This is a genomic window from Acinetobacter sp. YH12226 (genome assembly GCF_013417805.1).
Taxonomy (GTDB): domain Bacteria; phylum Pseudomonadota; class Gammaproteobacteria; order Pseudomonadales; family Moraxellaceae; genus Acinetobacter.
In genome coordinates this window covers 39,986-54,256 of record NZ_VPDG01000008.1, presented here as the reverse complement: position 1 = coordinate 54,256, position 14,271 = coordinate 39,986, and the positions used below count along the sequence as shown (strand labels likewise).

The 14,271-nt window shown below is 43.5% G+C and carries 10 protein-coding genes; 3 read left to right on the top strand and 7 right to left on the bottom strand.

The features are described 5' to 3' along the window. Positions 1–164: 164 nt before the first annotated feature. On the top strand, positions 165–1,073 hold the full coding sequence (gene hcaR, locus FTV08_RS09790; protein WP_044111817.1) for a DNA-binding transcriptional regulator HcaR: 909 nt from the start codon (positions 165–167) through the stop codon (positions 1,071–1,073). Positions 1,074–1,455: 382 nt separating this feature from the next. On the opposite strand, the gene FTV08_RS09785 is transcribed toward hcaR, so the two are convergent. The 5 genes from FTV08_RS09785 to mhpD all read right to left on the bottom strand — a co-directional run bounded on the left by FTV08_RS09785 (position 1,456) and on the right by mhpD (position 7,068). Then, positions 1,456–2,316 carry an alpha/beta fold hydrolase gene (locus FTV08_RS09785; RefSeq protein WP_180087218.1) on the bottom strand — a complete coding sequence of 287 codons (861 nt, stop codon included), beginning with the start codon at positions 2,314–2,316 and terminating at the stop codon, positions 1,456–1,458. Positions 2,317–2,595: 279 nt separating this feature from the next. Further along, positions 2,596–3,858, bottom strand: coding sequence for an OprD family outer membrane porin (locus tag FTV08_RS09780; RefSeq protein WP_180087217.1), 1,263 nt, complete (start codon positions 3,856–3,858; stop codon positions 2,596–2,598). Positions 3,859–4,286: 428 nt separating this feature from the next. Beyond that, positions 4,287–5,306 carry a 4-hydroxy-2-oxovalerate aldolase gene (gene dmpG, locus FTV08_RS09775; RefSeq protein ID WP_180087216.1) on the bottom strand — a complete coding sequence of 340 codons (1,020 nt, stop codon included), beginning with the start codon at positions 5,304–5,306 and terminating at the stop codon, positions 4,287–4,289. 10 nt (positions 5,307–5,316) lie between these two features. Next, on the bottom strand, positions 5,317–6,231 hold the full coding sequence (locus FTV08_RS09770; protein ID WP_005261700.1) for an acetaldehyde dehydrogenase (acetylating): 915 nt from the start codon (positions 6,229–6,231) through the stop codon (positions 5,317–5,319). A gap of 39 nt (positions 6,232–6,270) precedes the next feature. After that, positions 6,271–7,068, bottom strand: a complete 798-nt coding sequence (mhpD, locus tag FTV08_RS09765; RefSeq protein ID WP_005261699.1) for a 2-keto-4-pentenoate hydratase — start codon at positions 7,066–7,068, stop codon at positions 6,271–6,273. Between the two features lie 439 nt (positions 7,069–7,507). Between mhpD and FTV08_RS09760 the strand changes: the two genes are divergently transcribed. Then, complete coding sequence (locus FTV08_RS09760; protein ID WP_005261697.1) at positions 7,508–7,903, top strand: hypothetical protein; 396 nt, start codon at positions 7,508–7,510, stop codon at positions 7,901–7,903. Positions 7,904–7,972: 69 nt separating this feature from the next. Here FTV08_RS09760 and FTV08_RS09755 read toward each other — a convergent pair whose 3' ends face one another. Both FTV08_RS09755 and FTV08_RS09750 read right to left on the bottom strand, forming a co-directional pair. Next, positions 7,973–8,641, bottom strand: a complete 669-nt coding sequence (locus FTV08_RS09755; RefSeq protein ID WP_005261695.1) for an HAD-IA family hydrolase — start codon at positions 8,639–8,641, stop codon at positions 7,973–7,975. A 311-nt stretch (positions 8,642–8,952) separates the two neighbouring features. After that, complete coding sequence (locus tag FTV08_RS09750; RefSeq protein WP_005261693.1) at positions 8,953–9,927, bottom strand: RluA family pseudouridine synthase; 975 nt, start codon at positions 9,925–9,927, stop codon at positions 8,953–8,955. A gap of 766 nt (positions 9,928–10,693) precedes the next feature. On the opposite strand from FTV08_RS09750, the gene FTV08_RS09745 reads away from it, so the two are divergent. Beyond that, positions 10,694–14,173, top strand: coding sequence for an Rne/Rng family ribonuclease (locus tag FTV08_RS09745; protein WP_180087215.1), 3,480 nt, complete (start codon positions 10,694–10,696; stop codon positions 14,171–14,173). Positions 14,174–14,271 lie beyond the last annotated feature (98 nt).

Genomic DNA, 14,271 nt, shown 5'->3' with positions numbered 1-14,271 from the left:
GCAATTATTAAGCACGTGAATTTTTATATTAAATCATCTATTAATCCCGCCAGAGCATTTAGTTTATGAATGGGAAAATAATCTTCACGACATAGTTGTTTATAGATTATACTTTGAGGAAATTATAGTAAGACATTTTTTGGATTACTCTTTGGGTTGATGACATGGAATTACGACACCTTCGCTACTTTATCACCGTTGCTGAAGAGCTCAATTTTAGTAAGGCAGCACTTAAACTTTATACGGCTCAACCCTCACTTAGCCAGCAAATCAAAGACCTGGAAGAAGATGTCGGGGTAAAGCTACTCAACCGGACCAAACGTAAAGTAGAGCTGACCGAAGAAGGCGCCGTATTCCTGGAACAGGCCCGTCTCACCCTTGCACAGGCGGACAAAGCCGTTGCCATGGCACGTCAGGTGTCACAGGCCAAACAGCAAATGCTCCGTATCGGTTTTGTACCGGTAGCCGAGATGAAAATCTTCCCCTATATCTTGCCAAATCTACGTGTACAGAACCCAGATTTAAAAATTGAACTGCTCAGCCTGAACAACAATGAGCAGATGCGTTTGTTAAAAAAAGGTGATCTAGATCTGACATTTACCCGTCATAATTTCAATAGTGATGAAATTGAAAGCCAGTTCGTGATTCGTGAACCGCTGATTTTTCTCCTGCCTAAAGATCACCCCTTAGCAAAATACGAAAGAATTCCTGTTAAAGCATTGAATGGTATTGATTTTATTATTCCATCAGCAGAGCAGTCCTTGACCCTGAACCAGGCTATTCTGGACTTTGCCAAAGCCAACGGCATTGAACTCAATATCGTGCAAAAGGCCGATAATATTTTATTTAATATCAACTCGATCGGAATGGGCCTAGGCTGTACCATTTTGCCTGGCTATATTGCACCACTAACCATGGATAATACCGTGATTCGTCCGCTGGACGTGGAGTTGCCCTATTTAGACCTGTATGTCAGCTACCATAAAAACAACAAATCCTATGTCGTGAGCAAATTTCTTGAGCTTTTGACTCGTGTGTTCTATCTGGATATTAACCGTAGCGAACAAAATTAATTCTATTCCTTTCCTGCATTAAGCACATGCCATTCAACTTTTGATAGGCATGTGCTTTTTTTGTTTTATTATTTTATGCTTAAGAATTCATTTTTAATTCCATTCTTTGATAAAGAATCTATTTCTAGCGTTTAAATTTGTCACTTGACCTCGACCAAAATTGTGTATTTTTAGCTCTAAATGTGCTGCATTTACCACTTAAGTCTAATAAAGTTTCATTCGGATTTTTCTCAGTTTAAATAGCTCAAACCTATAAAAATTATTAGATTTTTAGATTTATCCAAATAAATGAGAATCAAACTCACTTAAGCACTCTGCCTTAAATATTTCCGATATAAAAAAGGATGACCGAAGCCATCCTTTTTTTAAAACTACATTCAGCTTATTTTACGCCGTGTACAGCCAGGTAGTTTTTGATCACAGTGTTGAATTCGTCTGCTTTTTCAACTTGAGACCAGTGACCGCATTGGCTGAAGATATGTGCATCAGCATTTGGTACGATGTTCAGGATGTCCCAACTACGAGAAACCGGAATCACCACGTCTTGCGTACCATGAATCAGCAATACAGGCACAGTAATGTCTTTCATTTTTTCGAAATCTAATGGGAACTCGAAACGGTCACGGTCACGTGCGCCAACCACATCCATTAAACGATTTGATGCATAGTCATTTGCAGCAGAAGCAAAACGTACTTTTACCAGTTCATCTGTAATCAGGTCTTTGTTCACGACAAACATAGAAAGGGTTTTCTTGATTCCTTCTTCTGTAAGAACTGGGTTTGCATGAGCTTTGAGTGCAGCAGTCTGTTTTGCACCGCCCGTACCCATAGACACGATACCCAAAATGCGATCTGGATAATCCAGTGCCATCTGGAATGCTAACCAGCCACCCAGAGAGTTGCCGACCAACCAGGTTTTTTCGATACCCAAAGCGTCTAGCGTACGGATCGCATGATCTACCCAGGCACGGATACCATATTCAGTACCCGGTGCAACTACAGTTTGGCCATAACCAATGGTATCAATCGCGATACAACGTGCCTGCTCACCAATTTGTGGCAGGTTTAACCACCAGTTTGCCGCAGCCGATACACCTGTACCTGAACCGTGTAAAAATAGAATAGGCGTACCTTCACCAATTTCGTGGTAATGGGTCAACTCGCCTTCAGCGGTTTCAATCCATTTGTCTTCTAAGCCAAAGAATGGATCTGTTTGATAGTCAGGGATTTGAACAGTGCTCATATTGCTTCCTCTTACAGTCTTTCGCTTGCGTGTCCCTCTATTTTCAAGAATTCGACGTCAAGTTGACTCATTAAAATGACTTGTGTACACCCTTATATTAACCGCTCAGCTGCAGCAAACTGATACAAAATTACGATTGCACCCTACAAAATAGATATAATTTAAGTGTTTGTTTTATTTATTAATTTATAAATTAAACCCTACATAAACTAAGGCTTTAACTGCATTCTTAAACCAAAAAGCAGCCAGAAGACTGACTGCTTTTAAAATATACGGGTATTAGAATTTATGGGTATAAGTAGTTGCGACACGGTATTCTTGCAGGTCTGGTTTTGCTGGATTGGCAAAATTCACATCAATATACATCGCCTGTACACCCAAACCTTTTAATTTCCCTTCTGGCACAGTGTAGTTCACGATGGCATTCACTTCATCCGTATTGAAGTTTTGACCTTGATATGCCCCCGTCCCTTTCTGATCATAACCTTTGAAATATACGGCTGTTACATTTAAGCCTTTTGCACCCATTTCAGAGAAATCATAGCCATAAGCAACATTCCATGACTTTTCTTCAGGCGCGGTAAAGGTCGCTACCCCCCAGTTCGCCAGATAAGGCTGTGGCACCCAGCCACCCAATGTCGGGAATGGGCTATTACCAAACATTTGCTGGTAACCCACACCTACGCTATGTGCACCATGATTCACTTTTGCAGCGACAGATAATGCCTGGTTATCGATCTCACCATACAGCTTGTCACCTGACTCCGAGTTATCGAAGTAACGAATGTGGCTATCTAATTTGGTTTTTTCACCGAGCGCAGTTTTGTAATTCACACCCAGATAATGCTGTTGGTAAATGTCTTGAACATCGGCATACCAGTAGCTCACCCCTACTTCTTTAGTAAGCTGGTGGTCTACACCCGCAATCCACATGCCATCAGCTTCAGCACCCGTATCATAGAAACTTGGTGGAGCAAATTTAGTTAAGTCACGGAACTGGTTGTCATAACGGTTGTTAATACCATCAATATACGCCAGAGTTAACTTGGTATCCTTAAGGTCTTTAGACTCTAACCAAGCGCCACTATAAGTCGTTAATAACTGACGGGATGGATCGAATACCAAGACTGGAGATACCGGCAATAACTCGCCGACTTTCAGCTCAGTTTGTGAAACTTTGGCTTTTAAGGTCGCGCCGACTTTACCGAAATGATCTTTTGATTCTTTGCCATCGTGCGGTAAAACCCAGTCCGGATTTTTATCATGGCCGTTGAGTTTGACTGCATGTTGCACCAGTACATCAGCACCAACCTGCACACCACCACCGATATCGTGATAACCGGACTTGGCATCCAGAGTCACCCCTTGTGACCAAGAACCCCAGTTACGTGATGAATAGTCATCTTGATACTGACGGTCTAGATAAAAGTTTTTAAATTTGAGTTGAACATTGCTGTCGTCAATAAAGTCTGCATTCGTTGCAGTTGTCCCTAAAGTTGCTGTCGCAGCAAGCATTGCAATCCATAAATTGTGACGACGCATGATGAGTTCCCCATTCAGCTGATAAAATCCATGCCGCCATCATGCGCAAGTCGGTTTAAATAAAAAATCCGACCACAGTATTAAACTTTTGCTCTTTTAGCTCTCCATATTCCAAGCCCAGATTTAAGCGCTCAATCTCTTAGATTTTAAACCGATTAAAGAAAATAAAAATTTGACCGGATATTTAATTTATTTTTTGTTTTCTCTATTAATAAGCGCAATTTTTTTTAAAATATTGAGCCACTATTTTTTATTTATCGTTTTTATGTTTAAGGAAAAAATTAAACTAAAATAATCTTCACATAACACTATAACTAAAATATCTGAGATCAGAGTTTTAATATATTATTAAAACTACTTCATAATAAAAAAGCATCCACTTTGGATGCTTTTTTATTAGCCTTATTTTAATACGATTGCATTAAAAATTAAGCTTGTAACTCACGCGCTTTAGACATGGTTAATGCCAGGTCTTCAATCATGTCTTCCTGACCACCAACCGTACCACGGCGACCAAGTTCCATCAGGATTTCACGCGCAGATACGCCGTATTTCGCTTCAGCGCGTTTAGCAAATAACAGGAATGAAGAGTAAACCCCCGCATAACCTAAAGTTGCCGCATCACGGTCTGCACGAATCGGGTTGTGCATCATTGGAATCACTAGATCTTCAGCAACGTCTTGTACTTTGAACAGGTCAACGCCAGTGTCCATACCCATACGGTTTGCCACAGCGATGAATAATTCAAGTGGCGTGTTACCAGCGCCAGCACCCAAACCAGCAGATGCCAAGTCAACACGTACTGCACCTGCTTGAACAGCAGCAACAGTATTCGATACACCCATGCCTAAGTTATGGTGACCGTGGAAACCAAGCTCAATACTTGGATCCAAGTGTTGACGTAAGTGACCCACACGGTCGATCACGTCTTGAGGAAGCATGTAACCTGCAGAGTCAGTTACATAGATACAGTTTGCACCGTAAGACACCATCTTGTTTGCTTCTTCAAGAAGTTTTTCTGGAGCTGCCATGTGTGCCATCATCAAGAAGCCCACAGTGTCCATACCCAGTTTGCGCGCAGCAGTAATATGCTGTTCAGAAACGTCAGCTTCTGTAGAGTGTGTTGCAACACGAATCGTTGCTACACCTAGATCATGTGCCATTTTTAAATGGTCAACCGTACCAATACCCGGAATTAAAAGTGCAGATACTTTGGCTTGTTTAAGCTTTGGAATCACCGCGGTTAAATATTCTTCGTCTGTTGCAGCTGCAAAACCGTAGTTCACAGAGTTACCGCCTAGGCCGTCACCATGTGTTACTTCTATTAAAGGTACACCGGCATCATCAAGTGCAGTGGCAATCGCAACCATTTGCTCTGGTGTAGTTTGATGGCGCATTGGGTGCATACCATCACGTAACGTCATATCATTAATAATAATTTTTGACATGGTCTGCTCCTTAAGCTTCTGCTTCAGCTTGCGCTGCTTGGTTAGCAATGAGACGTTCTGCAAACATTTCTGCAGTACGTGCAGCAGCTGCAGTCATAATGTCCAGGTTACCGGCATATTTAGGCAAGTAATCACCCAAACCTTCCACTTCCAAGAACATTGAAACACGGTTGCCGTCAAATACTGGACCATTTACAAGTTTGTAACCTGGTACATATTTTTGAACTTCCTTGATCATGGCATGCACAGATGCTGTGATGGCAGCCTGATCCGGCGTACCTTCAACTAAGCAGTGCACAGTGTCACGCATCATCAGTGGTGGCTCAGCAGGGTTGATAATGATGATCGCTTTACCTTGTTTCGCGCCGCCCACCTGCTCAATTGCACCGGCAGTGGTACGTGTAAATTCATCAATATTTTTACGTGTACCAGGACCAACCGATTTAGTCGATACCGTTGCGATGATTTCACCGTAGTTCACAGCTTGAACACGTGAAATCGCTGCCACCATAGGAATGGTTGCCTGACCGCCACATGTCACCATGTTTACGTTCGGCAAGTCACCTTGTTCAAGCAAAGCTTCAAGATTTACCGGTGGTACGCAGAATGGACCAATCGCTGCAGGCGTCAAGTCAATCATCTGTACGCCAAGTTCATTCAACTTGCGGCTGTTTTCAGCATGTACATATGCAGACGTTGCATCAAAAGCAATTTGAATATTGTCTGCTAAAACATGAGGCAATAAACCGTCTACGCCCTCAGCAGTGGTTTTTAAACCCATTTTCGCTGCACGCGCCAAACCTTCAGAGGTTGGGTCAATCCCAACCATCCAAACTGGCTCTAACCATTCGCTACGTTGAAGTTTGTAAAGCAAGTCAGTCCCAATGTTCCCAGGACCGATCAATGCACATTTAATCTTTTTCATGAATCTGTACTCTCAAAAATTCCGTGTTTAGCTCAATGCTTATTCAGCTGCAAACGCTGCTGTCACTGAACCAAAGCCTTCAATTTCAACTTTGAATTCATCACCCGGGTGTGCAACCACCATTGGACCTAATGCACCGGTCAATACGATGTCACCGGCAAGAAGCGGACGACCACGACGAACCATCTCATCCGCCAACCAAACTGCAGCATTGAGCGGGTTTGCAAGGCAGGCTTTACCTACACCAGTCGATACCACTTCATCACCACGGGTCATGGTCATTTTGCAGTTCACCAAATCCAAGTTTTCAAGTTTCACAGGTTTTGAACCCAAAACGAAAGCTGCAGAAGATGCGTTATCGGCAACGGTATCAATCAAGGAAATTTTCCAGTTTTCGATACGGCTATCCACCACTTCTACCGCTGGCAAGGCATATTCAGTCGCACTGATAATGTCTGCATAGGTATGATGTTCTTTGGTCAGATCTTTGTTGATGATTAATGCGATTTCTGCTTCAACTTTAGGCTGAATCAATAGACCTGCCGGGATAGCTTCGCCATCACCATACGACATGTCTGCAAACAGCATACCGAAGTCAGGCTGATCTACACCAAGTTGAGCTTGTACAACTTTTGAAGTCAAACCGATTTTGCGGCCAACTAAACGACGTCCTTCGCTTAAGGCACGTTGGGTATTTAATTCTTGAACTGCGTAAGCAATATCTACATCAGCACTTTCACCACCCAACTGTGGGCGAACCGGTGCAATCGCAGTTTGTGACAACTCAGCTTCTCTAAGTGCCAATGCGACTGATTCAACAACAGCAGAATTCGACATCAATGTTTCCTTAAACTGCAAAAAAAATTGGACTTATACCGTGATCGATGGAAATGGAATGAACAATCAGAAAAAATCTATGCAAATGATCAAACCCATCAGCAAATGGGTGCTGTCCATCTTGAGAAACGTGTATATGTATAAACTGATTTAGAATCTAAAAAATGCGGTTTTTATGCCAATACTTATTTTATTTTTTACAATAGCTATTAGCTATAAATGGCATTCTATTTTTTAAGTGAAACAAAGCACTTAGCATAGATATTTCATGATATCCGAGTAATCAACTCTGCAATGCAGGTGATTCATTTTAACAATCAATCATGCCTACGACTAAAAGATGAGACGATCCTTACATTTTGAGCAAAAACGATATATGCATTGCTCAATCAACATGATATTTTTAAATAATTAAAAACAATGACTTAAGATATTAGCAATGAAAATTAAAACACTGGTATTGATGGCTTTACTGAGCACCTTATGTAGTACAAGCTTTGCACAAAGTTATCAAAATCAACTTAAAAACAAGTATCTCATTTTAAATGGCGCAAGTTGTGCCGGACTTAAATTTAATCCTCAAGCGACCGCTGCTGCCTGGCAAAATGAAATGGACTGTAGCCGTGGCGACTCCAATACCGATGCATGGCGCATTACCTGGATTACACCAGAGATTTTTATGATGACTGAAGTCATTCGTCCCAATGAAATTTCACCGCCGCGTAATAATCTTTATAAAATCATGAGCATTGAAAATAAAACCGTCACTGTGGTCAATTACTGGACCGGTTGGGGTAACCACAAACCTGATCTGCAAAAATTTAGAATCCAGTAAGTCAATTTAGAACTTAATACGTATAAAAAAAGGGCGATTTTAAATCACCCTTTTAACATCCGAGATCTATTAAACTGCCTGTTTCAAATTCACCTGATTTAATAATAACTGGTGCAGACTTGCAACATCCTCAGCAATAGCAATTGGCTTGTATTGAGCCAGCGTTTCAGGTGTATGCACCCCATAACTTACCCCAATACGTGGCATGGCAATATTCTGCGCCATTTCCAGGTCATAGGACGTATCACCGACCATAATCGCATTTTCAGCACTGACACCGGTAATGTACAAAATTTCTGCGAGCATCAGTGGATCAGGTTTAGATTTGGTTTCACTTGCCGCACGGGTCACAACAAAAAGCTCATGACTCTGGGTTTGACTTAATACCCGGTCCAAACCTTTACGGCTTTTTCCGGTTGCCACCGCAAGTTTGATGCCTTCAGCTTTTAATGTTTGCAGCATCTCAGCTACCCCTTCAAACCATGCATCACCTTTCGAATTTTCAACATAGTGGGTTGCATAGCATTGCAAAATATCAGCATGCAATTCAGGTACATCTGGAAACAAGACTTGTGCAACTTCAGGCAACCCCAAACCGATAATGCTTTTTGCAGCGTCATCCGTTAAGGGTTGTTGATATTCTTTGGCAGCAAATTGTAGGCTTTGAACAATCTGCCCAACTGAATCAAATAAAGTCCCATCCCAATCAAAAATAACAAGTTCTAAAGTTTTGTTCATGAATTAATCCAATATTTGATTCAGAGTGAATAATCACTTGAAATTGACCTCTCCCTTGCGAACTCAGAATATATTCTGAGGATTCTCATCTCCTAAGACGAGGGAGTTTCTATTATTTTTCAAGCTCAAGGAACGAACTAAATATGGTGAGATAAGTTTAACAAAATTTAATTCATTCCTCTCATTTGCTATCGTGACATTCCCTCTCCTTAGGAGATGAGCAGCGCAAGGGAGAGGTCAAAGTTATTCATCTACATTCTTGAATAACGGGACTATTCATCAAATAATCCCGCTACTTAAGAGAAGAGCATTTAATCTTCGTCCCGATCCGTTAAAGCCGGTTCTTTATCTTTCTTCTGTGCACGGAGCTGTGCCACCAGACTTTGCATGTCTTCAGGCAATGGTGCTTCAATGGTTTCATAACCCGGAATTTCCAGACGCAGTGCATGCAAACATAAACGACGGGCTTTCGGACCTTTGTATGCAGTTTCATGACCATATTTTTCATCGCCAATTAAAGGATGACCAATACTTAAACCATGTACACGAATCTGATGGGTACGGCCTGAAAGCGGCGATGCATAGACAAGCGTTGCATGCATAAAGCGCTCAGCCACATTCCACTGCGTCTTAGACTCTTTACCTTCTTTCGGTGACACGCATACACGACGCTCACCATTGGCCAGCTCATAACGGTGTAAAGGTGCATCAATCAGTTGACGATCGATCACAACATTGCCTTTCACAATCGCCGCATAGGTTTTTTTGATTTTATGTTCACGCAACATATCTTGTAATGTTTTCAACACGCTACGCTTTTTGGAAATCATCACCAGACCGGAAGTATCACGGTCAATCCGGTGAATCAGTTCCAGATACTTTTTACCGGTTGCGGCACGCAAGCCCTCAATCAGGCCATAGGCCACACCGCTACCACCATGCACAGCAATCCCGGAAGGTTTATTCACGACCATCAAACCTTCATCTTCATAAATCACACGGGCCAATAAGCCTTGTGCCACTTTGTCAGAAACAGGTGCAGCAGATTCATCTTTTTGTTCATAGCGAATCGGCGCAACGCGAATCTGGTCACCGATTGCGAGTTTGGTTTCTGCTTTAATGCGTTTTTTATTAACGCGAACCTGGCCTTCACGAATCAGACGATAGATACGGCTTTTTGGCACACCTTTCAGACGACTAAACAGGAAATTATCGATGCGTTGTCCATCTTGATGTTCATCCACTTCAAACCAAGTGACGTTTTGCCATTGTTGCGTAGAATTCATACAGTTACTATGACCCAAAAAATACTAAAATTGATTAAAAACTGATCACTTAGGTTATGCTTTACACAAGAAACATAAGCTTAGCCCATAGGCAGATGATGCAAGGTTTGATATAGTCAGCGCACGGAAACCATCGTTTGTGAGTAAAAGTTGAATCATTTCAGATTTTTCTGAACTTGATTGTTCAATTAAAGACTCACATGATACGGGAAGGTCCCCAAAGAATTATGCCACGCCGAAGGCTTATTATATCGGCAAACAAAGCAAACTGTTGCGTTTAATTGTACCTCAGGTACATAAATCAGTTTGTCTTAAAAAATATGTCGCCAACTTTGTTGGTTTTTAAACGTAAACTGATACACATCAGATTAGTCGCAACCTGAAGACGACTTCAGGCTACAGCGTTGATGCATTGGATCTGCACAGTTTGTAAAGATACGACGACAATTCCGTATCAAGACACTTTCTATAAAGAAGGGATGATCTTCGAGCAATGTGACAGTGAAAGTTACACACATCCAATGCACCGCTCGTCCGCCAGTGAAGCGTTCAGGTGACTTTAATCCGTTTAAAGATTGAAGCCGTATTGCCATCATCAATACGTGAATCAAAAACCGAAGCCCATCTATATTAAATAGAGCTCGGTCATAAAAGACTCAAACCACAATGAAATTCATTGCAGATTTGAGCCATTGATCCGTGATGTGTGATGTTCGCTACGTGTATAGCGATTTTTTGCTGTGTATCACTATAAGGTGTTACACCCATGAAACGTATGTTGATTAATGCAACACATGCCGAAGAAATTCGCGTTGCACTTGTCACTGGTCAGCGTCTTTACGATTTTGATTTAGAAAATCGTACCCGTGAACAAAAAAAATCCAATATCTACAAAGGTCACGTGACTCGCGTTGAACCTTCTTTAGAAGCTGTATTCGTTGAATATGGTGCAGGTCGCCAAGGCTTCCTGTCAATGCGTGAAATCGCAAATTCATATTACAAAGCCGACCCTCGCCAAACTTCAAATATCCGTGAACTGATCACTGAAGGTACCGAACTTCTGGTTCAGGTGGAAAAAGAAGAGCGTGGCAATAAAGGCGCTGCTCTGTCTACTTTTATCTCACTTGCTGGCCGTTATTTGGTATTAATGCCAAACAACCCGAAAGGTGGTGGTATCAGCCGTCAGATTTCCGGTTCAGTGCGTGAAGAACTGAAAGAAATGCTGGCAACACTGAACGTGCCACGTGGTATGAGTGTGATTGTGCGTACTGCCGGGATTGGCCGTTCACAAGAAGAATTGCAACTCGACTTACAGCACTTGTTAGACCTTTGGGCACAAATCCAGAGCACTGCAAGTTCAGGTCCATCGCCAATGTTGGTACATCAGGAAGCGGGCGTGGTGACACGTGCCATTCGTGACTACCTGCGTGATGATGTTGCTGAAATCCTGATTGACTCAGAACAAGCCTATAACGAAGCCTACAACTTCGTAAAAGCGGTAATGCCACGTCAGTTAGAAAAGCTGAAAACCTATACCTTAAATGAACCTTTATTCGCGCATTTCGCGATTGAAAGCCAAATTCAAACCGCTTATGAACGTGAAGTAAAACTTCCTTCGGGCGGTTCGATCGTGATCGACCAAACTGAAGCTTTAGTGTCAATTGACATTAACTCAGCAAAATCGACTCGCGGTAGCGACGTTGAAGACACCGCGTTAAACACCAACATTGAAGCGGCAGAAGAAATCGCGCGTCAATTACGTTTACGCGATATCGGTGGCCTGGTGGTGATCGACTTCATCGACATGACCAAAGACCGCAACCAGCGTATGGTGGAAGCGAAGCTACGTGAAGCAACGCAAAGTGACCGTGCCCGTATTCAGTTCGGTCAATTGTCACGTTTTGGTTTGATGGAAATGAGCCGTCAACGTCTACGTCCTTCTCTTGAAGAAGCGACTGGCTACGTTTGCCCACGCTGCCATGGTACCGGCATGGTTCGTGATCTTCGTTCTTTATCACTTTCGATTATGCGTAAAGTGGAAGAGATTGCATTACGCGAACGTCATGGTGAAGTTCAAGTCGAAGTTCCAGTGGAAATTGCGGCCTTCTTATTGAATGAAAAACGTCACACCTTGGTGTATTTGGAACAGACTTCAAATGTACGTGTGACTGTGTTGCCGCACCCGCATCTAGAAACACCGCATTATGAAATCACTTATAATGCCGAAGGCTTTGCACCAACCAGCTATGAACGTACTGAAGCAACACGTTCAAGTGAAAAAGAGTTGGGCTATGAGTCATCTGAATGGCATTTAGAAGAAGAACAACATACGCATGCTGCTGCACCAGCGCCTGCTCAACAGCAAAACAACGGTAGAAACAATAAACGCCGTAACCAGCAAAACCAAAATGCACAGCAAGCACTTGTTGCGCAACAAGCTCCTGCCCAAGCACAAGTTGCTGCTCCTGCATCTAGCCCATGTGCCTGGTTAGAAAACCTGTTTGTTCAAAAACAGGCTGCGACTGTTGATCAATCGCGTACTGCCAACAATGCAGCTGCAGCAATTGAACAAATGATCAATGGCGGTGCGGTGAGCCGTGGTCAGTTCGGTCAATTGTCTGCACCAGTGGCACAACCTGCGCCACAGCAAGTGTCTCAACCTGCTGCTCCGGCAAGCAGCAATGCCTACCTTGCACCATCGACTGTAGCGCAAAAACAGGAACGTGATGCTGAAAAACCGGCAGAGCGTGATGAAAGAGCGCCGCGTCATAACAATAAAAAACCACGCAATCCGAAGCACAAAGAACCGCGTGAGCAGGTTCAGTCCGAAGCTTCCGCTCCTCAGCAACATCAGGTGCATGAAGAAGTGGCTCAGGTATCTCGTCAAGAGCAACGTCATGAAGCACGTGAAAACAAGCGTAATTCTCGCCGTCAGCATCACAACGAGCCATCTCAGCAAAATGATGTTCAAAACAATGAGCAACAGCCACAACAGGCAATGCCACGTCGTGACCGCCGTAACCAGCCACGTCAGGAACGTCCAAATCGCCACCGCGATCCAAGCGTGCTGAATGAGCAGGCTCAACAAGCAGCACCTGCAGTCGTTGAAGCGCCAGCAGTCAATGACAAACAGCTTCGTGTTGAGTTGGTCGATGCACCACGTCAAGACGTGATGCCAACAGCCATGGTCGTGAATATTGACCAGGCGAAAAGCGAAATCGTGGCATTGAATGACAATGCTGCAGTTGTAACGCCAGCGGTTGAAGTTACTGCACCGGCAGATGCGCCAGTTGAAGAAGCCGCTGCTGAAAATGTGGTGGAAGCTGCACTGACAGCACCTGCTGAAGAAGTTGTGACAGCGGAAGAATCAAGTGCTGAAAAACCTCGTGCCAGCAACGATCCGCGTCAGCGTCGTCGTCAGCAACGTGAAGGACAGCCTCAACAGGCTACAGTTCAAAAGTTGACTCCGTCACAAGTACCAACTTTGGGTCAGTTCACTATTGGTAGCCTGATTCGCCATGTTTATGGTGAAGACTGCTCCGTACTGATTGAACAGTTTGGTTTATTGCCAACCTTCAACCGTGCTCTAGAGAAGTTCACAAAAGAGTACAACGCGAGTCTGGTGGCTGCAGCATCGCCTGCCGCAGAGAAAAAACCGGTTACCCGTGATGTTCAAGTAACCGTAGCCAAGGTTGAAGCGGAGCCGGCTCCAGTTCTGGACCTGACTCCACCAAAACCGGTGTCGGACAAACGTGTCGCAAACGATCCACGTGAGCGTCGCCGCCTGGCTAAACAGGCTGCAGAACAGGCCCTGCAACAAGCCAAGCAACAGGCCAAAGTAGAAACAGCTCCGGCAGTTGAAACTGCGCCAGAAGCACCTGTAGCAGCAGAAGCGCAAGCAGAGTCTGCTGAAGCAGCGGCAACTGAAACTCCAGTAACCACTGAAATCGCTATTGAAGAAACCGTAAATGCTCAGCCAGCTGAACAAGCAACTGAAACGACGGCACCAGTAGATACAGCTCCTACAGAAGCGGCTCCAGTGACTGAAGCTCAACCTAGAGATGCTGCGCCAGTTGAAGCAAATGCTGAATCAGAAGCTCCTGTTACAGAAGCCCAGGATCAGGCCGAAGTAACAACAGAAGACACTGAAGCCAGCGAAGCTGAAAAAGCGGAGAAACAGGCTGCTCGTCCACGTCGTCCACGTGGTCGTCCACCGAAAAAAGCCAATACTGCAACTGAATCATAATTTGCTCAATTGCAGTCATCTAAAAAAACCTAGTCATTTCGGTGACTAGGTTTTTTTTGCTAGATTTAGTCAGAATAGGTTGATTGCACTAGTGTTTT